This is a genomic window from Thalassococcus arenae (genome assembly GCF_019104745.1).
GTDB lineage: Bacteria > Pseudomonadota > Alphaproteobacteria > Rhodobacterales > Rhodobacteraceae > Thalassococcus_B > Thalassococcus_B arenae.
On sequence record NZ_JAHRWL010000003.1, the window covers coordinates 157,460 to 178,640 of the forward strand.

At 66.6% G+C, this 21,181-nt stretch carries 19 protein-coding genes; 11 read left to right on the forward strand and 8 right to left on the reverse strand.

Annotated elements, in window-relative coordinates; genetic code table 11:
- The first annotated feature begins 52 nt into the window (after positions 1 to 52).
- The 5 genes from KUH32_RS17740 (at position 53) to KUH32_RS17760 (ending at position 6,670) form a co-directional block, all read left to right on the forward strand.
- Positions 53 to 673: a TetR/AcrR family transcriptional regulator gene (locus KUH32_RS17740; protein ID WP_217779999.1), complete on the forward strand. Its 621-nt coding sequence runs from the start codon at positions 53 to 55 to the stop codon at positions 671 to 673.
- A 178-nt stretch (positions 674 to 851) separates the two neighbouring features.
- Positions 852 to 2,498, forward strand: coding sequence for a sulfatase-like hydrolase/transferase (locus KUH32_RS17745; protein ID WP_217780000.1), 1,647 nt, complete (start codon positions 852 to 854; stop codon positions 2,496 to 2,498).
- Positions 2,499 to 2,632: 134 nt separating this feature from the next.
- A complete protein-coding gene (locus KUH32_RS17750) occupies positions 2,633 to 3,583 on the forward strand; it encodes an ABC transporter substrate-binding protein (protein WP_217780001.1) in 951 nt (316 codons plus the stop codon).
- Positions 3,584 to 3,587: 4 nt separating this feature from the next.
- Positions 3,588 to 4,631: a quaternary amine ABC transporter ATP-binding protein gene (locus tag KUH32_RS17755; protein WP_217780002.1), complete on the forward strand. Its 1,044-nt coding sequence runs from the start codon at positions 3,588 to 3,590 to the stop codon at positions 4,629 to 4,631.
- The gene (locus tag KUH32_RS17760) at positions 4,628 to 6,670 is read left to right on the forward strand and encodes an ABC transporter permease (protein WP_217780003.1); all 2,043 of its coding nucleotides are present in this window, start codon (positions 4,628 to 4,630) and stop codon (positions 6,668 to 6,670) included. The genes KUH32_RS17755 and KUH32_RS17760 overlap by 4 nt, the downstream gene beginning before the upstream one ends.
- 7 nt (positions 6,671 to 6,677) lie before the next feature.
- On the opposite strand, the gene KUH32_RS17765 is transcribed toward KUH32_RS17760, so the two are convergent.
- From KUH32_RS17765 to KUH32_RS17780, 4 genes are all read right to left on the reverse strand, one after another.
- Complete coding sequence (locus KUH32_RS17765; RefSeq protein ID WP_217780004.1) at positions 6,678 to 7,457, reverse strand: IclR family transcriptional regulator; 780 nt, start codon at positions 7,455 to 7,457, stop codon at positions 6,678 to 6,680.
- Between the two features lie 9 nt (positions 7,458 to 7,466).
- Positions 7,467 to 8,825 carry a TRAP transporter large permease gene (locus tag KUH32_RS17770; RefSeq protein WP_217780005.1) on the reverse strand — a complete coding sequence of 453 codons (1,359 nt, stop codon included), beginning with the start codon at positions 8,823 to 8,825 and terminating at the stop codon, positions 7,467 to 7,469.
- Positions 8,825 to 9,493 carry a TRAP transporter small permease gene (locus KUH32_RS17775; RefSeq protein ID WP_217780006.1) on the reverse strand — a complete coding sequence of 223 codons (669 nt, stop codon included), beginning with the start codon at positions 9,491 to 9,493 and terminating at the stop codon, positions 8,825 to 8,827. Before KUH32_RS17775 ends, KUH32_RS17770 begins: the two co-directional genes overlap by 1 nt.
- A 116-nt stretch (positions 9,494 to 9,609) precedes the next feature.
- Complete coding sequence (locus tag KUH32_RS17780; protein WP_217780007.1) at positions 9,610 to 10,839, reverse strand: TRAP transporter substrate-binding protein; 1,230 nt, start codon at positions 10,837 to 10,839, stop codon at positions 9,610 to 9,612.
- 105 nt (positions 10,840 to 10,944) lie between these two features.
- On the opposite strand from KUH32_RS17780, the gene KUH32_RS17785 reads away from it, so the two are divergent.
- The 3 genes from KUH32_RS17785 to KUH32_RS17795 all read left to right on the forward strand — a co-directional run bounded on the left by KUH32_RS17785 (position 10,945) and on the right by KUH32_RS17795 (position 14,647).
- Positions 10,945 to 12,540, forward strand: coding sequence for a GMC family oxidoreductase (locus KUH32_RS17785; RefSeq protein ID WP_217780008.1), 1,596 nt, complete (start codon positions 10,945 to 10,947; stop codon positions 12,538 to 12,540).
- Positions 12,541 to 12,638: 98 nt separating this feature from the next.
- Entirely contained in the window at positions 12,639 to 13,781 is a 1,143-nt protein-coding gene (locus tag KUH32_RS17790) for a serine hydrolase domain-containing protein (protein ID WP_217780009.1), read from the forward strand.
- 62 nt (positions 13,782 to 13,843) lie between these two features.
- A complete protein-coding gene (locus KUH32_RS17795; protein WP_217780010.1) occupies positions 13,844 to 14,647 on the forward strand; it encodes an N-acyl homoserine lactonase family protein in 804 nt (267 codons plus the stop codon).
- Positions 14,648 to 14,650: 3 nt separating this feature from the next.
- On the opposite strand, the gene KUH32_RS17800 is transcribed toward KUH32_RS17795, so the two are convergent.
- The gene (locus tag KUH32_RS17800; protein WP_217780011.1) at positions 14,651 to 15,220 is read right to left on the reverse strand and encodes a UbiX family flavin prenyltransferase; all 570 of its coding nucleotides are present in this window, start codon (positions 15,218 to 15,220) and stop codon (positions 14,651 to 14,653) included.
- A complete protein-coding gene (locus KUH32_RS17805) occupies positions 15,217 to 16,713 on the reverse strand; it encodes a UbiD family decarboxylase (RefSeq protein WP_217780012.1) in 1,497 nt (498 codons plus the stop codon). The genes KUH32_RS17800 and KUH32_RS17805 overlap by 4 nt, the downstream gene beginning before the upstream one ends.
- A gap of 117 nt (positions 16,714 to 16,830) precedes the next feature.
- Here KUH32_RS17805 and ubiT point away from each other — a divergent pair, with 117 nt between their 5' ends.
- From ubiT to ubiV, 3 genes are read left to right on the forward strand one after another with little or no spacing between them, the layout of a single operon-like run.
- Positions 16,831 to 17,373, forward strand: a complete 543-nt coding sequence (gene ubiT / locus KUH32_RS17810) for a ubiquinone anaerobic biosynthesis accessory factor UbiT (RefSeq protein WP_217780013.1) — start codon at positions 16,831 to 16,833, stop codon at positions 17,371 to 17,373.
- Complete coding sequence (gene ubiU / locus KUH32_RS17815) at positions 17,373 to 18,350, forward strand: ubiquinone anaerobic biosynthesis protein UbiU (protein WP_217780049.1); 978 nt, start codon at positions 17,373 to 17,375, stop codon at positions 18,348 to 18,350. Before ubiT ends, ubiU begins: the two co-directional genes overlap by 1 nt.
- 5 nt (positions 18,351 to 18,355) lie before the next feature.
- Complete coding sequence (gene ubiV / locus KUH32_RS17820) at positions 18,356 to 19,252, forward strand: ubiquinone anaerobic biosynthesis protein UbiV (RefSeq protein ID WP_217780050.1); 897 nt, start codon at positions 18,356 to 18,358, stop codon at positions 19,250 to 19,252.
- Positions 19,253 to 19,254: 2 nt separating this feature from the next.
- On the opposite strand, the gene KUH32_RS17825 is transcribed toward ubiV, so the two are convergent.
- Together KUH32_RS17825 and KUH32_RS17830 are read right to left on the reverse strand one after the other, a co-directional pair.
- On the reverse strand, positions 19,255 to 19,776 hold the full coding sequence (locus tag KUH32_RS17825; protein ID WP_217780014.1) for a DUF2478 domain-containing protein: 522 nt from the start codon (positions 19,774 to 19,776) through the stop codon (positions 19,255 to 19,257).
- Entirely contained in the window at positions 19,776 to 21,059 is a 1,284-nt protein-coding gene (locus KUH32_RS17830) for a molybdopterin molybdotransferase MoeA (protein WP_217780015.1), read from the reverse strand. The genes KUH32_RS17825 and KUH32_RS17830 overlap by 1 nt, the downstream gene beginning before the upstream one ends.
- Between the last annotated feature and the right edge of the window lie 122 nt (positions 21,060 to 21,181).

Below are 21,181 nucleotides of genomic sequence, written 5' to 3' on the forward strand. Positions count from 1 at the left end.
CACAAGTGTCGTCAGTCTTGACACACCTGTCAATTCTCTTCACCTTTCCGCCATGGATGGCACGCTGGACACCGCGCGGAACAGTTCCGAGGAGCTTTGGCTGCAAGCAGCCTATGAAGTGTTGACCGAAAGCGGTGTCGAGGCGGTCAAGATCCAGCCGCTGGCCAAACGGCTGGGGCTGACGCGCACCGGCTTTTACTGGCATTTCAAGGACCGCGAGGCGCTGCTGGATGCGATGATCCGGCAATGGGAAATGAAGAACACCGGCAATCTCGAAGCGCGTTGCGCCGCTTATGCCGAATCCATCTGCGAGGCGGTTCTGAACCTGTTCGATTGCTGGCTGGACGATGCGCTGTTCGACTCTCGGCTGGACCTGGCGATCCGGAACTGGGCGCGCACAGACCCGGCCCTGCAGGCGCGGCTGACCCTGGCCGACGACCGGCGCAAGCACGCGATGATGACGATGTTCACGCGCTTCGATTATCCGGTGGACGAAGCAGAGGTGCGTGCGCTGACGATGATCTACACGCAGATCGGCTATATCTCGATGCAGGTCCAGGAAAGCCGCGAAACCCGGTTTTCGCGCATGCGCGCCTACGTGCAGGTCTTTACCGGCCGCAACCCAACCGACGCCGAAATGGCCCGGTTCAAGGCCCGCCACCAGGCGGAATAGCGCGCGCCGATGGTCTGCCGGTTCTTCTGACGGTCGGCGGCCCTGCCCGCGGCACCCCCGTGAGAACCCGGCCCGCCGCGGGTCGCGGAAACGGTTCCATCGCGGGGTTGGCTCTCGACCGCAATGGCGCATTCGCTATCCTGCGCCGCATCCATCCGGACCCGCGAAGGACAGCGCCGTGAACATCCTTTTCGTCATGTATGACCAATTGCGCTTTGACTACCTGTCCTGCGCCGGGCATCCGCATCTGCAGACACCGAATTTCGACCGGGTCGCGGCGATGGGCGTGCGGTTCACAAACGCCTATGTCCAATCGCCGATCTGCGGCGCCAGCCGGATGAGTTTCTATACCGGGCGTTACTGCGCCTCGCACGGGGCGCAGTGGAACGGCTTTCCCCTGCGCGTGGGCGAGATGACGCTGGGCGATCATCTGCGCCCCTTGGGCATGGGCTGCCACCTGATCGGCAAGACCCACATGAAGGCGGATGCCGCCGGAATGGCCCGGCTGGGGCTGAGCCCCGACAGCGTGATCTGCGCGCGACAGGCGGAATGCGGGTTCGACCCCTGGGTGCGCGACGACGGGCTGTGGGGCCAAGGTCCGGACGGTTTTTATGACGACCGGCGTTCGCCTTACAACGAATACCTCAAGTCTCGCGGATACGCGTCGGACAACCCCTGGGCGGATTTCGCGAATGCAGGGGTGGATGCGGATGGCGACATCGCGTCGGGTTGGATGTTCGACAATGCCGACAAGCCCGCCAATATCGCCGAACCCGACAGCGAAACGCCCTGGCTGACGCGGCGAGCGATCGACTTTGTCGATCAGGCCGACGCGCCGTGGCTGGCGCATCTGAGCTATATCAAGCCGCACTGGCCCTACATCGTGCCCGCCCCCTATCACGCGATGTACGGCCCCCGACACGTGCCGCCTGCCAACCGGCACCCGGTGGAACGGCGCGATCCGCACCCGGTCTACGGCGCCTACATGGCCGGGCGCGTCGCGCGGGCGTTCCAGCGCGACGACGTGCGCGCCAAGGTGATCCCGGCCTATATGGGCCTGGTCAAGCAATGCGACGACCAGCTGGGCGTTCTGCTGGACCACCTGGAAACGACGGGCCGGATGGCCGACACCATGATCGTGCTGACCTCGGATCACGGCGATTACCTGGGCGACCACTGGCTGGGGGAAAAGGATCTGTTCCACGAACCCAGCGTCAAGATCCCGCTGATCGTCTACGATCCGCGCCCGCAGGCCGACGCCACGCGCGGCACGACCTGCGACGCGCTGGTCGAAGCGATCGACCTCGCGCCGACTTTTGTCGAGGCGGCAGGCGGCACCGTGCCCGACCACATCCTGGAAGGCCGGTCGCTGCTGCCCTGGCTGCACGGCGAAACGCCGGATTGGCGCGATTTCGTCGTCAGCGAATACGACTACTCCGCCACCCCGCATTGCGAGACCCTGGGCCTTGCTCCGCGCGATGCGCGTCTGTTCATGGTCTTCGACGGCCGGTTCAAGCTGATCCATGCCGAAGGCGGCTTTCGCCCCATGCTGTTCGACCTGGAAACCGATCCGCGGGAATTCCACGACCTTGCGAAATCCGGCGGCCACGCGGCCGAGATCGCCCGGCTTTACGAGATGCTCGCCCGTTGGGGCCGGCGCCTGGCGCAGCGCGTGACGCGGTCGGATGCCGAAATCGTCGCCGGCCGCGGCCGGTCGGCCCGCAAGGGCATCCTGCCCTTTCTGGTGGATGGCACCGAGGTGCCGGCGGACCTGACCGCGCGCTACCGCGGCAAGGCCCCCGTCCGACCCGACGAGCCGGACTAGCCATGCGGACCCCGCAAAAACGACTTGCCCTTGCAGCCAAGGGCTGCGCGAAATGAGAGTGGAAAAGCCCGGGACAACGAACCCAAGGGCAACGTAGACGGGCCGCTGCGCCCGCACCAACAGGGAGAATGACCATGACCAGAACCGTTGCGACGCTGGCCGCTCTGCTGACCGCCGGGGCGGTGCAGGCGGCCGATATGGGCGCACAGGACGAGCCCATCAAGCTGGCGATCAACGAATGGACCGGCCAGCATGTCACCACCCATGTGGCGGGCGAGATGCTGAGGGCCGCGGGCTACCAGGTGGAATACGTCACCGCGGGCATGATGAACCAGTTCCAGGCGCTCGCCGATGGCGATATTCACGCCACGCTGGAAATCTGGTCGTCCAACGTGTCGGACGAATACGCCAAGAAGATCGCCGAAGGCACGGTGACCGAGATCGGCGACCTGGGCCTGAACGCCAAGGAAGGCATCGCCTATCCCGCCCACGTGGCCGAGCTGTGCCCCGGCCTGCCCGCCTGGGAAGCGCTGAACGATTGCGCCATGCAATTCGCCACCGCCGAAACCCTGCCGATGGGCCGGCTGGTGGATTACCCCGCCGATTGGGGCACGCCGGGTGCGGATCGGATGACCGGCCTCGCCCTGCCCTTCAAGGCGGTGCCCGCGGGCTCCGAAGGCGCGCTTATCGCCGAATTGCGCGCCTCGACGGAACGCAAGTCGCCGCTGCTCATCACCTTCTGGCAGCCGCATTGGGCGATGTCGGCCTATGACGTGAAATTCGTGGACCTGCCGGTCGGCAACGAGGATTGCTTCAACGATCCGGCCTGGGGCCCGAACCCCAACGCGGTCAACGATTGCGATTTCGCCCCCTCGCGCATCTTCAAGGCCAGTTGGTCGGGCTTTGCCAAGAAATGGCCCGCGGCGGCGGAAATCCTGTCGAACTACACGCTGGCGGTGGAAGACCAGCAGCCGATGATGGGCGCGATCGACGTCGATGGCGGCAAGGTCGAGCAAGTGGTTGCCGAATGGATGGACGCCAACGAAGCCAAGTGGAAGCCGGTGGTCGACGCCGCGCTGAACTGACGCTGTGACCGCACGCCCCGCCATATCCGTCGAAGGCCTGTGGCAGGTCTTCGGCGACGGTGCCGCGTCCGCCTACCAGCGGGCGCGGGACGGCGGGGGCGATGCCGCGCAGATCGCCGCGCGGCTGGCCGACCAGGGCCTGATACCGGCGGTGCGCGACGCCACCTTCGATGTCGCACCGGGCGAGTTGTTCGTCATCATGGGCCTGTCGGGATCGGGCAAGTCGACGCTGATCCGCGGCATCTCGCGGCTGGTGGAGCCGACCGCGGGAAAGGTGGCGATCGAGGGCGAGGATATCCTGGCTGCGTCCAGGGCGCGGATGACCGAATTGCGCCGGTCGCGCATCGGCATGGTGTTCCAGCATTTCGGCCTGTTCCCGCATCTGTCGGTCATCGACAACGTGGCCTTTCCGTTGCGCGTGGGCGGCATGGGCCGCAAGGCGCGCCACGACAAGGTGCGCCCGATCATCGAAATGGTGGGCCTCAAGGGGCGCGAGACCGCCTATCCGCGCGAGCTGTCGGGCGGCCAGCGCCAGCGCGTCGGCATCGCGCGGTCGCTGGCGGGCGATTGCAGCGTCTGGTTCCTGGACGAACCGTTCTCGGCGCTCGATCCGCTGATCCGAAGGCAATTGCAGGATGAATTCCTGGACATCCGCAAGCGGCTGAACACCACGATCGTCTTCATCACCCACGACATCACCGAGGCACTGAAACTGGCCGACCGCATCGCCATCATGCGCGACGGCGCCATCGTGCAGATCGGCACCCCGGCCGAAATCGTGCTGCAACCGGTCGACGCCTATGTCCGAGAGTTTTCCCGCGACGTGGCGCGCGGGCGCCACGCCAAGGTGGCGTCGGTCATGCGACCCGCAGGTGACGAGATCGGCCCCGACGATCCCGGCCTGCGGCCCGGCATGACGCTGGAGGACGCGCTTGGCGCTTGCATGTCGCTGTACCAGCCGGTGCCGGTGCGCGATGCCGACGGCACGTTGCTGGGCGCGGTGCATCCGCAAGACCTGGCCGCCGCGCTGCAGGTCGAAAAGACATGACCCTGCCGGATTGGGCGCGGGGGGGAACCGGCGCGGCACTGGTGGTGATGCTGACGGGCGCCCTGTGCCTGGCGTTGCAGCCGACGGCACCCTGGCTGATCGCTTTCCCGGCGGGATGGACCTTGCCCGCGACGCAATGGGTGGGGGCGGCGCTCGACGTGTTCCTGAACGCGATCAAGCCGGCTATGCGGGTTTTCTCGGCGCTACTGGCCTATCCGATGGGTTGGGCCAACGCGGTCCTGGCGGGACTGCCATGGCCTGTCATCATCGGCGGTGTTACCGCCATCGGCTGGCATATCGGCGGCCGGCGCATGGCGGCGCTTGGTGCCGGGGGCTTCGGTTTCGTGCTGCTGTCGGGCTACTGGGTGCAAAGCATGAACACGCTGGCGCTGGTCGCGGTTTCGGTGCCGCTGGCGGTGCTGGCGGGCGGCGCGATGGGCGTGCTCGCCAATGAACTGCCGCGGCTGCGCGCGGCGCTGATCGCGGTTCTGGACGCGATGCAGACGATCCCCACCTTCGCCTACCTGACGCCGCTGCTGCTGCTGTTCGGATTCGGTCCGGTTGTGGGCCTGATCGCCTCGGCGATCTACGCGGCCCCGCCGATGGCGCGCAACGTGATCCTGGGTCTCGAACGGGTCGAACCGGATGTCAAGGAAGCCGCGGTGATGTCCGGCGCGAACCGACTGCAGCAGCTGTTCCTGGTGGAAATCCCCGCCGCCGGTCAGCAGATCATGGTGGGCGTGAACCAGTGCCTGATGGCGTCGCTGTCGATGGTGATCATCGCCTCGGTCATCGGCGGGTTCAACGATATCGGCTGGGAGGTGCTGCTGACCATGCGCAAGGCGCTGTTCGGACAGGCCTTTCTGGCCGGGCTGGTGATCGTCGTCTTCGCCGTCGTGATCGACCGGATGTCGGCGGCGCTGGCGCTGGAGCGGCAGCGCCAAGATCCGCGCGTCAGCCTGGGCTTGCTGGGGCTGGGCATCGCCATCGGGCTTGGGTTGCTGGTCAGCGGACACGGCACTGCGCCGGCGGGGGTGTTCGCCGGCACGGCGGAAGCGGTCGACAGCGCCCTGGGCGATTTCACCGCCCGCCACGGCGAGGCGCTGAACGCGGCCAAGACCAACGCCATGTTCTACGGATTGCTGCCGCTTCGGATCGGGCTGGACGAGGCTGTCCTGCCGTTTACCTGGGGTTTTCAATGGACCCAGGCGATGAGCCTGTGGCTGTTCGCGCTGGCCGCCTTTGCCGGGCTGGCGCTGGCGATGACGGGCCGGGCGCTGGCCGGGACCGTGCTGGTGATCGTATCGGGTATTCTGGAGACGGGCATCGCGCAACTGCCCTGGCCTTTCGTGCTGGTCGGCGTCGCGGCCCTGGCCTGGCAGGCACAGGGTCCGCGGCTGGCCGCGCTTTGCGTGGTCCTGCTGGGCACGATCCTGGTTTCGGGCCTGTGGGATCGCGCGCTGTTGTCGCTGTATCTTTCCGGTGCCTCGGTGGCGGCCTGTGCGCTGGTGGGTGGTGGGCTGGGATTGCTGGCGGCGGTGTCGGAGATCGCGTGGCGCGTCCTGCGCCCGATCTGCGACATGCTGCAGACGATCCCGCTGTTCGTCTTCCTGATCCCGGTTCTGATGTTCTTCCAGATCGGCGAATTCAGCGCTTTCCTGGCGATCTGCGCCTATGCGGTTGTGCCGATGATCCGCTACACCCGGCATGGGCTGGTTTCGACCCCGCCCGACATGATCGAGGCCGCGACCGCCAGCGGCGCCACCACCTGGCAGACCCTGCGCGACGTGCGCCTGCCCTATGCCGCGCCGTCGATCCTGCTGGGGCTGAACCAGACGATCCTCTACGCCTTTGCCATGCTGGTGATCGCCGCGCTGATCGGCACGACCGACCTGGGCCAGTCGATCTTTCTGGCGCTCGGTCAGGCCGATGTCGGGCTGGGGGTCAGCGCCGGGGCGGCCATGGCGATACTGGCCTTCATCGCCGACCGTCTGGTGCAGGGTTTCGCCGAGGAACGGCGCCGCGCGCTCGGGCTTTGATGCTTGCTTAGGTCGCGGCCAGATCCGAAAGCTTGCCCGCCGCCCGTTGCAGGATGGGCAGAAAGCCCTTCAGGCTTTCGATCGTGTGCCGCTGCATCGGCGCGTGGATCGACAAGGTGGTCAGCAGGCGTTTCTCTGTGTCGCAGATCGGCACGGCGATCGCTGCCATGCCTTCCATGAATTCCTCGTTGTCGGTGGAATAGCCCCTGCTGCGCGTTGCGGCCAGTTCGTCACGCAAGATGGCCGGATCGGTCAGCGTCTTGTCGGTCTGCGGTTCGAGCACCGCCGAGGCCAGCAGGCGTTCCAGCTTGTCCGACCGCAGCGACGACAGATACATCTTGCCGCTCGCGGTGCAATGAAACGGCACCTGCGTGCCCGCGGGCAGTTGGATACGCAGCGGCCAATGGGTTTCCACCCGGTCGAGATAAACCATCCCGTGGCGCCCGGGCGCGGCCAGATTGCAGGTTTCGCCCACCTCTTCGGCCAGCGCCTTCATGATGATCAGCCGTTCGGTGCGGATGCGTTGCGACGACAGCGTGTTGGCCGCCAGCTTGCGCAACCGCCGCCCGGGTCCAAAGGACCGCCCGTCGACATCGCGCTGGAGATAGCCTTCGTCCTCGGCAGTGGCCAGAAGTCGGTGCACCGTCGGCTTGGGCAGGCCGAGCAGGTCGGCCAGGACGGCCGGCGCCACAGGCACGCCCTGCCGCGCCACCTCTTCGAGGATCACCAGCAGGCGCAAGTTGGTCGGGATCTGCCCCTTGCCGTCTGCCGGTTGATCGTCTGGCATGTGCGCATCCTATCGGTTCGGCAACAGCGCCAGGGCCAGTTGCGGGGTCAGCGCCACCAGGATCCAGACACCGATGAGCGCGACAAGGTAGGGCACCGTGTAGCGCAGCAGCCGGAAATACGGAACACCGGTCACACCGGATGCGACATAGAGGTTCAGACCGTAGGGCGGCGTGATGAAGCCGATGGATGCGCCCACCAGGAAGATCACCGAAAAGTGGATCGGATCGACGCCGACGCTGGCCGCGATGGGGGCCAGGATCGGCGCCAGGATGATCGTCACCGGCAGCGATTCCAGGATCATGCCGGAAAAGAACACGATGACCATCGCGGTGAACAGCACGGCATAGTAGCCGCCCATCGAGGTCACGAAATCACCGATCACCTGCTGCGCGCCCAGCAGCGACAGGATCTGCTGCATCACCACCGAAACCGCGATCAGCGGCGCCAGGATTCCGGTGATCTCGGCAGACCGCATCGTGATGCCGGGTATCTGGCGCAGGGTAAAGCCTTCGACAACCAGTTGCTGGGCATAGCTTTTCTCGTTCCAGGGCTTGTTCTGGTCGAGCTTGAAGAAATGGGTCACGAAATGCGACAGCAGGCCCGCGATGATGCAGAATCCCACGGTCACGCCGGCGGCCTCGGTGGGGGAAAACTTGCCGGTGTAGATGCCCCACAGCACCAGGCCGATGGCGAAAAAGCCCAGCCAGGCACCGAAGGCGGTCTTGAGCACCCGGTTCAGTTGCAGCGGGATCAGGATGCCCCAGCCGTTCAGGCGGCAGACGATCCAGCACGCGACCTGCATGCCGATCACCATCAGCGCGCCGGGTATGATGCCCGCGACGAACAGATCGGAAATCGGCAGGTTCATCAGAAAGCCGTAGACGATGAAGATGATCGAGGGCGGAATGATGATGCCGACGGTGCCGCCCGCCGCAGCGGTCGCGGCGGAAAAGCGTTCGTCGTAGTTGCCCTTGACCATCTCGGGATGCAGCATCGAACCGATCGTCGCCGTGGTGGCCGAGTTCGACCCCGAGATCGCCGCGAACAGCCCGCAGGCCCCGAGGCTGGCCATCGCCAGGCCGCCGCGCAGCCAGCCCAGGCAGGCATAGGCGAAATCCGACAGTCGCCGCGCGATCCCGGACTTGTTGATCAGGTCCCCGGTCAGGATGAACAGCGGCATCGCCAGCAGGGCAAAGCCCTTGTTGAAGACGTTGAGCAGTTCGGCGCCCATGTTGTCGAGCGTCAGCCCCAACACGAAGGAACAACCGATCACCCAATAGGCAATGACCAGGAACACCGGCACGCCCAGCATGAACAAAAAGGTGACGCCGACCGAGATCAGCGTGATGAGCGTTCCATCGGCCATCAGTTGTCACCCCCGATGACCGCCTGCCGGATCAGCGGCTGACCGCTGCGGTAATTGCGGATATCGTCCTGAAAATTCTCGATGGCGCGCGCCGACATCAGGATGCCGGCAAGCGGCACGGTCAGCAGGAACCACCATTGCATCGTGTTGTCCGTGCCCAGAACGATCTGGAAATTCGACGCCGACAGCGCGGTCAGACGGCTGGTGGTGACCAGCAGGATCAACGCGAACCCCATCCACAGCACGAAATCCAGCGCCAGACAGGCCATTTGCGCCGGCCTGGGCATCGACGTGCGGAACTCCGAAAACGACAGATGGGTTCGGACCCGGATGTTATAAGCCGCGCCGAACCACGCCATGATCATGAACAGCAAAGGCGGCACGGTGGTGGACCACGAGCTCATGTCCTGAAAGATGAAGCGGTTGATCACGCCCCGGAAGATGATGAAGGCCATGGCCAGATACATCGTCACCATCACCGTGCGCTCGAAATAGCGTTCGAACAGCGGGACATGGCGGTACAGCGCCGCCACCAGGTAGCCACCGATCAGCAGCACGACGATCCCCAGCACCCAGGCGGCGTCGCTGCGCAGGGCGTTGCGGATGGTAAAGCTTTCCATGGACAAAAGCGCCGAAACGATCGCGCCGACCTCGGACATCACGGACATGTCCCTCTCCTCCCAGTCTCCGACCTGTGTATCCACCGCTGTTGACCGCGGCTTTGGCGGATACAAAACGACCGGCCCCCGTCGGGGGGACCGGTCTTGACCTTAGCGGGCAAAAATCAGCCTTTCCACCACCGGCGCGGCTCGACGTTCTCGGCCAGGGTGATGTCGTGCTCGCGCACGGTGTTGTAGATTTCCTGGTAGGTGTCGATCCCGCCGGCCCAGTTGTTGATCCGCTCGCGCCATTCTTCCCACAGCTGCGGCTGGAATTCGGGCGAACACATTTCCTCGGCCTTCTTGATCTCGGCGTCCGACAGGCGCGCCAGGCGCACGTTGTTCTGGGCAAAGATCGTGTCGGGCAGTTGCGGGTCCGAGAAGCCGACGGTGTTGACCAGCGCGGCCTCGTTGGCGGCCTGCACGTAGGCCTGCGCGAAATAGGCCGATTCCATGACCGCATCCTGCAGGTCGCCGCCCAGGCCGTCGAAAACGCTGGCCGACATTGCGGTGTGTTCCGTGCCGCAGAAGAAGCGCAGGTCGACGCACTGGCTGACCACCGGAGACATGTTGGCATAAGCCACCGCCGACGCCCAGGTTTCGGCGCCGTCGATCAGACCCTGCTTGAGACCGTCCAGGGTTTCCTCCCATGCGATGGGCGTCGGGTTGAGGTTCAGCGCCTGCATCGCGATCCGGCCCAACTGGGTGCCGGTGACGCGGTTCTTGGTGCCGGCCAGCTGCTCGATCGAGGTCACCAGCGGCTTGTCCTGCCAGGACAGGCCCAGCTGGATGCCGCGCAGTTCGGCATGGCTGAACAGGAACTTGAGCCCGTGCATCTTTTCGAACGGGTCACGCAGGATTTCCTGGCTCTTGGGATGATACAGGAAATAATACTGATCGGCCCGGCTGCGGAACATGTAGGCGTAGTCGAGCACGTTCAGATAAGGCGCACCACCGGCCGAGTTCTGGGTCGAGGCGGCATACATGTCGACGATGCCCTGCTGGGTCTTTTCCACGCAGGACAGCTGATTGCAGATCTGGTTGTTGCCGATGAATTCGACGCGGATCTCGCCATCCGTCCGCTCTTCCAGATCACGGGCGAAGTCCAGGACGCCGGCGCGTTCGATCAGCAGGTTCTGCGGATTGAAGCCCGCGGCGCCGAACTTCAGCGTGTGTTTGGGCTCTTTCGAAAACCGCTTCTGATAGGTCGATTCTGCCGCCTGGGCCAGGTTCGCCGCGGTCATCGCGCCGCCCAGTGCGCCCGCCGCCAGCAGCGTCGAGCTCATCCCGTAAGTTCCGGCAATCCTGAAAAAATCTCTCCGCGAGACGCCGCGGATCCGGTCATATACGCCCATTGTTTCCTCCCGTTTGCGCATTTATTGAGACGTTTTGTTTCAAAAAAGCCTAGAACAGACTGCGCTTTCTGCATAGGCTTTTTTGAGTCTAGAGGAAAAAGACCTGTGGAAGCGGATTTCATCATCATCGGCGCCGGGTCGGCGGGCTGTGTCGTCGCCAATCGTCTGAGCGCGCAGCCCGACACCAAAGTCGTCCTGCTCGAGGCGGGCGGACGCGACAGCAATCCGTGGATTCACATCCCGGTCGGCTATTTCAAGACGATGCACAATCCCAGCGTGGACTGGTGCTACAAGACCGAACCCGATCCCGGCCTGAACGGGCGGTCGATCGACTGGCCGCGCGGCAAGGTCCTGGGCGGATCGTCGTCGCTGAACGGGTTGCTCTATGTGCGCGGGCAGCCTCAGGATTACGACCGCTGGCGCCAGATGGGCAACGAAGGCTGGGGCTGGGACGACGTGCTGCCGCTGTTCAAGCGGGCCGAAAACAACGAACGCGGCGCCGATGCCTATCATGGCGACCAGGGGCCGCTGGCAGTGTCGAACATGCGCATCCAGCGCCCGATCTGCGATGCCTGGGTCGCGGCGGCGCAGGCGGCGGGCTATCCGTTCAATCCCGACTACAACGGCGCCGAACAGGAAGGCGTGGGTTACTTCCAGCTGACCACCCGCAACGGTCGCCGTTGCAGCACGGCAGTCGCCTATCTCAATCCGGCTCGCAAGCGCCCCAACCTTCAAATCGTGACGCGGGCGCTGGTGACCGGGATCGAATTCGACGGCAAGCGGGCGGTCGCGGTGCATTACCGCGATCCCGGCGGCACGATCCACACGGTGCGGGCACGGCGCGAGATCGTGCTGTGCGGCGGTGCCATCAACTCGCCACAGGTGTTGATGCTGTCGGGGATCGGCGATGCCGACCACTTGAAGGACAACGGCATCGCCCCGCGCCACCACCTGCCTGGCGTCGGCCGGAACCTGCAGGATCACCTGCAGGCACGACTGGTCTTCAAATGCAACGAACCGACGCTGAACGACGAGGTGCGCAGCCTGCTGAACCAGGCGCGGATCGCCTTGAAATACGCGCTTTTCCGGGCCGGGCCGATGACCATGGCCGCAAGCCTGGCCACCGGGTTCCTGAAAACGCGGCCCGATATCGAAACTCCGGACATCCAGTTTCACGTCCAGCCCTGGTCGGCCGACAGCCCCGGCGAAGGCGTGCACCCGTTTTCGGCCTTCACGATGTCGGTCTGTCAACTGCGCCCCGAAAGCCGGGGCGAGATCCGGCTGGACGGCAACGATCCGGCGAAATACCCCAAGATCGTTCCGCGCTACCTGTCGACCGAAACCGATTGCCGGACAATCGTCGACGGCGTCAGGATCGCGCGACGCATCGCCCGACACGCGCCGCTGACCAGCAAGATCTCGGAGTCCTTCCGACCGACCAACGATCTGGATATCGACGATTACGAAGGCACGCTGGACTGGGCGCGCAACAATTCGGTGTCGATCTATCACCCGACGGGCACCTGCAAGATGGGCAGCGGCGCGGATGCGGTGGTCGATGCGCGCTTGCGCGTCCACGGGATCCAGGGGCTTCGGGTAGCGGATTGCTCGATCATGCCGGAAATCGTTTCGGGCAACACCAACGCGCCGGCGATCATGATCGGCGAAAAGATGTCGGATCTGATCCTGAGCGAGATATAGTCGCCGATCCCGCCGGTACGGCGCGCGGGTTTGCGACACGTCAAGGCATGGCCCGATCCGGTCGCTGTATTGGAGCGACGAGAAACGGAGTCGCCACCATGCCCCTGCGGACCAAATGCCTTGCCGCCGTTCTTCTGATCGCGCTTTCTGCGCTTGCTCGGCCCGGCGCGGCCGATCCGGTTCGGGACCGGCTGGAGACGTTCCTCGAAACCACCGCCGCACCGGGCGTTTCAGTCGCGTGGCGCACGGCACAGGACGCGAGCGCCATCGCCCTGGGAATGGCCGACCCGGACCGCGACACGGCGCTGACACCCGAACACCGGTTCCTCGCCGCCAGCATCGGCAAGACCTTTGTCGCCGCCGAAGCCATCTGGCTCGCCAGCGAAGGCGCTCTGGACCTGGATGCGCCGGTGGCGGCGCTGCTTGGCTCGAATGCCTGGTTCGCCAGCGTGCCGAACGCCGACGCGATCACGCCGCGCCATCTGCTGACCCATTCCGCCGGACTGGCCGACCATGTCGACGCGCCGGAGTTCGGCGCGATGGTACTGGCCAGTCGCAACGGCGATGTGCCGGCCCCCGAGGACCTGATCGCGCTGATCTCGAACCGGCCGCCCTTGTTCGACGCGGGCGCCGGCTGGGCCTATTCCGATTCCGGCTATCTGATCGTCGCGCGCGCGATCGAAATGGCCGGCGGCCGCGCCTGGAGCGCTGCCGTGCAGGCGCGGTTTCTCGATCCGTTGGGTCTGGACGACACGCTCCTGTCGGACCGTCCCGATCTGCCCGGTCTCGCCATCGGATACACGGCGGCCGAGAACCCGTTCGGCCTGTCGCCGCGGCTGGCCGACGAAACCGGCGCGCTGGTCTGGAACCCGGCCATCGAAGGCGCGGGCGGCGGCTTTGCCACCACGCCGTCCGACCTTGTCCGATGGGGCGCGGCGTTGTATTCCGGTGCGGCCTTGCCGAAAGGCGGGCTGGACATCCTGCTGGACACCGTTCCGGTGGGGTCCGACCGTCCGGGCGTATCCTACGGCTTCGGCGTCAGCGTGATCGAAGGCGGTCCGCTTGGCCCGTCCTGGGGCCATGCCGGGTGGATCCCCGGCTACGTCTCTTCGCTGCGGCACTACCCGGACCATGGCCTGACGGTGGCGATCATGGTCAACAGCGATGACGGGATGCTCGGGCCGGGCTCCCCCTTCATGGCCCTGGAATCCGATCTCGCCCGGATGCTGACCGGGCGCTGACCAGCCTTGCCCTTGCCCGCCCCTGTGCCCAAAGTGCCGCAAGACGGAAAAGGAGTTGCAAGATGGCGGACACCTGGACGGTGCACGCGGTGAAATACGCCGAACGCAACAGCCGCACGCGGGCCGACAGCTTCATCTTCGATGACCACCCGGCGGCGCCGCACGGCATGGATTACTTCGTCTGGCTGCTGGACGACGGCAGGCGGCGGATCGTGGTCGATACCGGCTATGACACGGCCGAGGCCGCGCGGCGCGACCGGCCGATCCTGCGCGACCCGGTGCAGGCGCTCGGTGCCCTGGGCGTCGAGGCCGAGACGGTCGACACCGTCATCATCACCCATCTGCATTACGACCATGCCGGCGGGCTGGACCGCTATCCCAACGCGACCTTCCACCTTCAGGCTGCCGAGATGGCCTTTGCCACCGGGCCCTGCATGTGCCACGACACGCTGCAGATGCCGTTCACGGTCGACCATGTCTGCCAGATGGTGCGCCATGTCTATTCCGGGCGCGTGGTGTTCCATGACGGGGCGGGCGAAGTCGCGCCGGGGGTGCGGGTGCATTGCGTGGGCGGACATTCACGCGGGCTGCAGGTCGTCGAGGTCATGACCGACCATGGTCCGCTTTGCTTGGCTTCGGACGCCACGCATTACTACGAGAATTTCCTGTCCGGCAAACCCTTCCCCATCGTCGTCGATACCGCCGAGATGCTGGCCGGTTTCGACACGCTGGTCCGCCTGGGCCGAGGTGCCGACCGCGTGATCCCCGGCCACGATCCGCTGGTGCGGGATCTGTTCCCGAGGCACGAACGGGTGGATTTCGCCTGGCGTCTGGACATGGGCCCGAAACGGCCCGTGACCGGCTGACCGTCAGCCCTCGGCCTGCCAGGCCTGTGCGGTCTGCGGTGCGATCCGCAGCAGATCGACCGCGCGGGCGGCGATCTGGCGGCAGATGGCCTGCGTGGTTTCGGGCCGCAGGTAAAAAGCCGGCACCGGCGGCAGCACCACGGCACCCATCTCGGTCACGGCGGTCATGTTGCGCAGATGCGCCAGCGTCAGCGGCGCCTCGCGCGCCAGCAGGATCAGCTTGCGCCGTTCCTTGAGCTGCACGCCGGCGGCACGCGTCAACAGGTTGTCGTCCAGCCCGGACGCGATCGCCGCAAGCGACCGCATGGAACAGGGCGCGACGATCATGCCGGCCACGGGATGCGAACCGGACGCGATGGTGGCGCCCAGGTCGCGGATGTCATGCACCCTGTCGGCCAGTGCAGCCAGTTCGGCAAAGGCCCTTTCGCCGACTTCGTGGGCCAGCGTGCGTTCCGCCATGGGCGACACGGTCAGGTCGACGGCGATGCCCGTGTCATGCAACAGCCGTGCGGCTTCGACCGCCAGCGCCGCGCCCGACGCGCCAGAGACACCCAGGATCACGCGCGGTGTCATTCCGCCGCCTTCCGCCACGCCGCGTCCAGCAGGGCCGCGGCCCGTGCTTCGTGCGCCGGGTCCGGCGCCATGACCTGCCCCCAGGCGCGGTCGGTCTCGGCGCCGATCTTGGTGGTCGCGTCCAGCCCCAGTTTGCCCGACAACCCTTCGCGGGCCGAGGCGAAGTCGAGGTAGTCCATCGGCGTGTCCGACAACTGCACCAGGTCGCGGCCCGGATCCATCCGGGTGGAAACCGCCCACATCACGTCGTCCCAGGATCGCACGTCGATGTCGTCATCCACCACGACGATCATCTTGGTGTAGCTGAATTGCGGCAGCATCCCCCATAGCGCCATCATCACCCGCCGCGCCTGGCCCGGGTAACGCTTGTCGATCGACACGATCGCGACGCGGTAGGAACAGGCGGCGGGCGGCAGCCAGAGATCGCGGATTTCGGGGATCTGGCCCCGGATCAGCGGCAGCGACAGGCGGTTGAACACCTCGCCGATCACCGACGGTTCGTCGGGTGGACGCCCGGTGGCGGTGGACAGGTACAGCGGGTCGCGGCGATGGGTGATCGCGCTGACACGCATCACCGGAAAGTTCTCGACCGCGTTATAGTATCCGGTGTGGTCGCCGAACGGGCCCTCGGGCGCGACCTCGCCCGGGTGGACCCAGCCTTCGACCACGATCTCGGCCCTTGCCGGCACCATCAGCGGGACGGTCCGCGCCGGCACCAGTTCGGCCCGGGTGCCGCGCAACACGCCGCTGAAAGACAGCTCCGACACCGTCTCGGGCAATGGCAGAGCGGCCGACAGCAGCAGCGCCGGATCGGCACCAAGCGCCAGGGCGACCGGCATCGCCGCGGCCGCGCGCGCCCAGGTTCGGGCATGGGCCGCGCCGCCGCGATGCGCCAGCCAGCGCAGGATCAGCCGGTCGGCTCCCAGAACCTGCGCGCGGTAGACACCCAGGTTGTAGACATGCGCGGCGCCGGGATCGGTGCCATGCGCGCGGGTCATCACCACGGGCCAGGTGATCAGCGGACCGGCATCGCCGGGCCAGGGCGTCTGGACCGGCAGCGCGGTCAGGTCGGTCTCGGCCATGACCTCCTGCACGGGGGCGCGGCGCAACACCTGCGGCCGGGTCGCCAGCGCCGCCTTGAGCATCGGCCAACGCGCCAGTGCATCCCGCAAACCGCCGACCGGCGCAGGCGTGCGCAGCGCGGCCAGGAAGGCGCCCAGGTCGTCGATCTCGTCCGGGCTTCGCCCAAGGCCCGCGGCGACCCGCGTCCGGGTTCCGAACAGGTTGGCGACGACCGGCATTCCGGCGCGCCTGTCGCCCTGCCGCGCCGCGTCGAATCGCAGGGCCGGGCCGCCACGGCGCAGCGCGGCCATCTGCACGGCGGTCATCTCGTGCTTCAGATCCACGGGGTCGGAGAGGCGCAGCAGGTCGCCTTGGCTGTCCAGCCAGCCCAGGAAGGCGCGCAGATCGGGAAAGGCGGGCAGATGGCGCATGGCGGCCTCCGAAAGACACGACCCGCTCTATCAGCGCAAAAGCGCAATCCGTTTGACTATAGTCAAATGCGGCAGCGCGGCAGCGGCGTATGCCTTCGGCAATTCAGCGAGAGCGCCATGCCGACGTCCCTGCCAGAGTTTCCCCGCGCGGTTCAACGCCTGATACGACCCCTGCCCCTGTTGCCGCTGTCGCGGCTTCTGACCGGGCTCAGCCGCCGGGTGGCGCGACGCCATCCCGGGCTGTTCGCGCGGCTTGGGCCGCATGCGAAGGCACGCTTCCTGCTGGTGCTGACCGATCAACTCTTCCGACTGTTGCTGGAGCCCCTGCCTCAAGCGCCGCGCATCACCGCGTTGCGTCCCGCCGCCACGCCTGCGCATGACGCCTGCATAACCGGTCCGACGGCGGCGTTTCTCGGCATGATGCACGGCACGCTGGACGGCGATGCGCTGTTCTTCTCGCGCGACCTCGCGGTCGAGGGCGACACGGCCGCGGTGCTGGCCTTGCGCAACGCGCTGGACGATGCCGAACTGGACCTGTCCGAGGAAATCGGTCTGACCGGACGTCCGGGACAGCTCTTGCGTGCGGCCTTCGGCGCGGTCGAACGCGGCACCGGCCTGCCCCTGCGACGCCACGTCCCCAGCCAAGGACCCCTGTCATGATGGAACTGGTCTGCCCCGCCGGCACGCCCGCCGCGCTGCGCACCGCCGTGACGGCCGGTGCGCAGGCGGTCTATTGCGGCTTTGCCGACGAAACCAACGCCCGCAACTTTCCGGGGCTGAATTTCAGCCGCGCCGAACTGGACGAGGCGATCGACTTTGCCCATACTCGCGGTGCCAAGGTGCTGGTGGCGATCAACACCTTTCCCCGCGCCGGTGCCGAAACGCTGTGGCACCAGGCGGTCGCCGATGCCGATACGCTGGGTGCGGATGCGGTGATCCTGGCCGATCTTGGCCTGATCGCCTACGCCGCCGACCGCCATCCCGACCTGCGCCGCCACCTGTCCGTGCAGGCCGCCGCCGCCAACCCCGATGCGGTCAACTTTTATGCCGACACGTTCGGCATCCGCCGCGTGGTTCTGCCGCGGGTCCTGACGGTCGACGAGATCCGCGCGATCAATTCCGAGATCGACATCGAGACCGAGGTTTTCGTGTTCGGCGGGCTGTGCGTCATGGCCGAAGGGCGTTGTTCGCTGTCGTCCTACGCCACCGGCCTGTCGCCCAACATGAATGGCGTCTGTTCGCCCGCCAGTCACGTGGCCTATGCCGAGGAAGGCCCGGAACTGGTCGCCCGGCTGGGCGGTTTCACCATTCATCGCACCCCCAGAGACCGGTCTGCGCCCTACCCGACCTTGTGCAAGGGCTGTTTCACGTCGGGGCCGCAGACCGGTCATGTATTCGAAGACCCGGTTAGCCTGGATGCGACCGACCTGATCCCGGCGCTGGCCAAGGCGGGCGTCACCGCTCTCAAGATCGAGGGCCGCCAGCGCAGCCGGGCCTATGTGGAAAAGGTCGTGCGCGCCTTCCGAACAGCGGTCGAGGCCGAAGCGCGTGGCGATGCCCCGCCCAAGGCGGCGCTGGCCGCGCTGGCCGAAGGGCAGGCCGCCACGACCGGCGCATATGCCAAGATCTGGAGATGACCGGCATGGATCTGACCGTCGGGGCCAACCCGTATTTCTGGGATACCGATCGCGTCTGCGCCTTCTACGGCGATCTGGCCGCCGCGCCGGTGGCGCGCGTGGTCGTGGGCGAACAGGTCTGTTCCAAACGCCTGCCGCTCTGGCAGGACGCCCTGCCCGACGCGATCGAGGCGCTGACCGCGGCGGGCAAGACCGTGGCCCTGACCTCGCTGGCGCTGATCACGCTGAAGCGCGAACGCAAGATGACGGCGCAGCTTTTCGAAACCGGGTTGGTGGTCGAGATCAACGACCTGTCCGCGCTGCGCCACCTGCCCGAGGGCCGGGAATTCTGGGTCGGGCCGCTGGTGAATGTCTACAACGAAGGCACCTTGCGCTGGCTGGCCCTGCAAGGCGCTACACGCATTTGCCTGCCGCCGGAACTGCCGCTGTCATCGGTCGCGCGGCTGGCGGAAGCCGGGCGCGAGTTGGGGGTCGCCATCGAGGTCTGGGGGTTCGGCCGCCTGCCGCTGGCCATAGCGGGGCGCTGCTATCACGCGCGGCTACACGACCGGCCCAAGGACAATTGCCAATTCGTCTGTGGCGATGATCCGGACGGGCGCGATGTCGATACGCTGGACGGCCAGCGCTTTCTGACGGTGAACGGCGTGCAGACATTGTCGCAAGCCAGCGCCAGCGCGGCCTACCAGGTCGAGGCGTTGCAGGAGGCCGGCGTCGCGGCGCTGCGCCTGTCGCCGCAATCGACGGAATTCGTCGCGATCTGCGGCGATTACGCGGCGCGCCTGTCGGGCTCGATGACGGCCGACGCGCTGGCCGAAAGCCTGGCCGCCAAAGTGCCCGGCGGGCAGCTGGCGGACGGGTTCCTGACCGGACCCAGCGGCGCCCACTGGTCGCGGGCGGGCTGAGCTCAGGCGACGTCCTGCGCGGTGGCGCGGCTGCGTGCCAGCCAGTCGGCAAGCGCGTCCAGATCGGCGGGCACCTGTTCGGCCAGCCCCCCGGCAAAGGCCTGGAACGCCGCGGCGTTCAGACCGTTCAACCCCACCACCACGGGCACATCCAGCGCGTGGGCCTCGGCGATCAGGTCGCGAAAGCCCTTGCCCTCGGCCTCGTGCTTGCCGAACTTGTTGACGATCAGCACGGCGCTGTCGCCGCTCAGGCGGCGTTCGACCTCGAGCACGGCACTTTCCAGCGCCGCGGGGTTCAGCGCACAGCCCGTCGCCTCGGGGCCGAGATCCTGGCTGATGCGGATCACCGGGCCATCCGGCAGCACGCGGACATCCATGTCGCAGCGATGCGATTTCGGACGCGGCGTGTTGGTCTGCACGATCCCGGTCACCGCGACGCCATCGGCAAGGCAGCGTTCGGCAAAGGCGGCAAGCAACTTGTCGACCGCTCCGCGGTCCTCGCTGCTGACATAGGCAAATCCCATCACATCCTCCTTGGTCCCGCGGCGCCGATCGGCAGGAATTCCAGCAGATCGCCACGATGCAGGATATCCGCATCCGCCGGGATCAGAACAAGACCATCGGCAGAAAGCAATTGCGACATTCGGGCACTTTCGGTTCGGGGCTGACAGTGAACGATTTCCATCCCATCGCTGTCATAACCCTCGATCCGGGCGGGGCGGTATTCGCAACGCCCGGGTTTGTGGGTGATGCCCTGGGCGGCGCGGACATGGCGTCGCGCGGTCGACGCGCCGCGTTCGCCTGCCAGACGGGCCAGAACCGACCGGCCGAACAGGTGCCAGGTGACATAGGCCGACATCGGGTTGCCCGGCAAACCGAGAACCGGCGTGCCGTCAAGCATCGCCAGAGTGATCGGCTTGCCCGGCTTGATCGCGACGCCGGAAAACACGGTTCTCGCGGCCAGGGCGGCCAGCGCCGGCCTGACATGGTCGCGCTCGCCGACCGATACGCCACCGGACGTCACCACCAGATCGGTCTTGGCCGCTGCTTCGGAAATCGCCTGGATCAGCGCCTGTCGGCAATCGTCGACATGCCGGACGACCGCGACCCGTCCTCCGGCTTCGGTGATGGCGGCGGCGAGCATGGGCGCGTTGACATCCCAGATCGCGCCGCTGCCCAGGGTCTCGCCCGCCGGGCGCACCTCGTCGCCGGTCAGCAGCAAGGCGACATCCGGCGCGCGGCGCACCGCGACCCGACCGGCACCGGCCGCGGCGCAGACGCCGATGGCGCGTGCGTCCAGCCGGGTGCCCGCCGAAAGCAGGATCGTTCCGCATTTCCGATCTTCGCCGCGACGGCGGATGTTCTGGCCCGGCCGGACCTGGCCGTCGATGTCGATCCGGTCTCCGATGCGACGCACCTGTTCCTGCATCACCACCGTGTCGGCGCCCGCCGGAACCGGCGCGCCGGTATTGATGCGCATCGCGGAACCAGGGGTCAGGCGACCGACGGGCGCTCCGGCGCAGGCTTCGCCCAACACGGGCAATCCGGCACCGTTGGGCAGATCGCCCGCCCGCAGCGCATAGCCATCCATGCCCGAATTGTCGAAGCGTGGCAGATCGGTCGCGGCAGCGACGTCACGGGCCAATACGCGCCCCAAGGCGGCCCCGAGCGGGATCGTTTCGATCTGGATCAGCGGCGCGACCGCCGCGCGCAGCCGGTCGGTCGCTTCGGATACCGACAACAACGGCTGCGCGTGATCCGCCTCGCAGCCGCAGGCCGCCGTTTCGATCCGATCCAACAAGACCATCGCGGACTCCTGGTTTCGCGGGTCGATCGCCGCATGGCGCCCCGCCCCGACTTACTGCCCCTTTTGGACCGGGAAGCGCTTGATTTGGGTCAAGAAACGGGGGATTTTGCCGAGAATCGTGC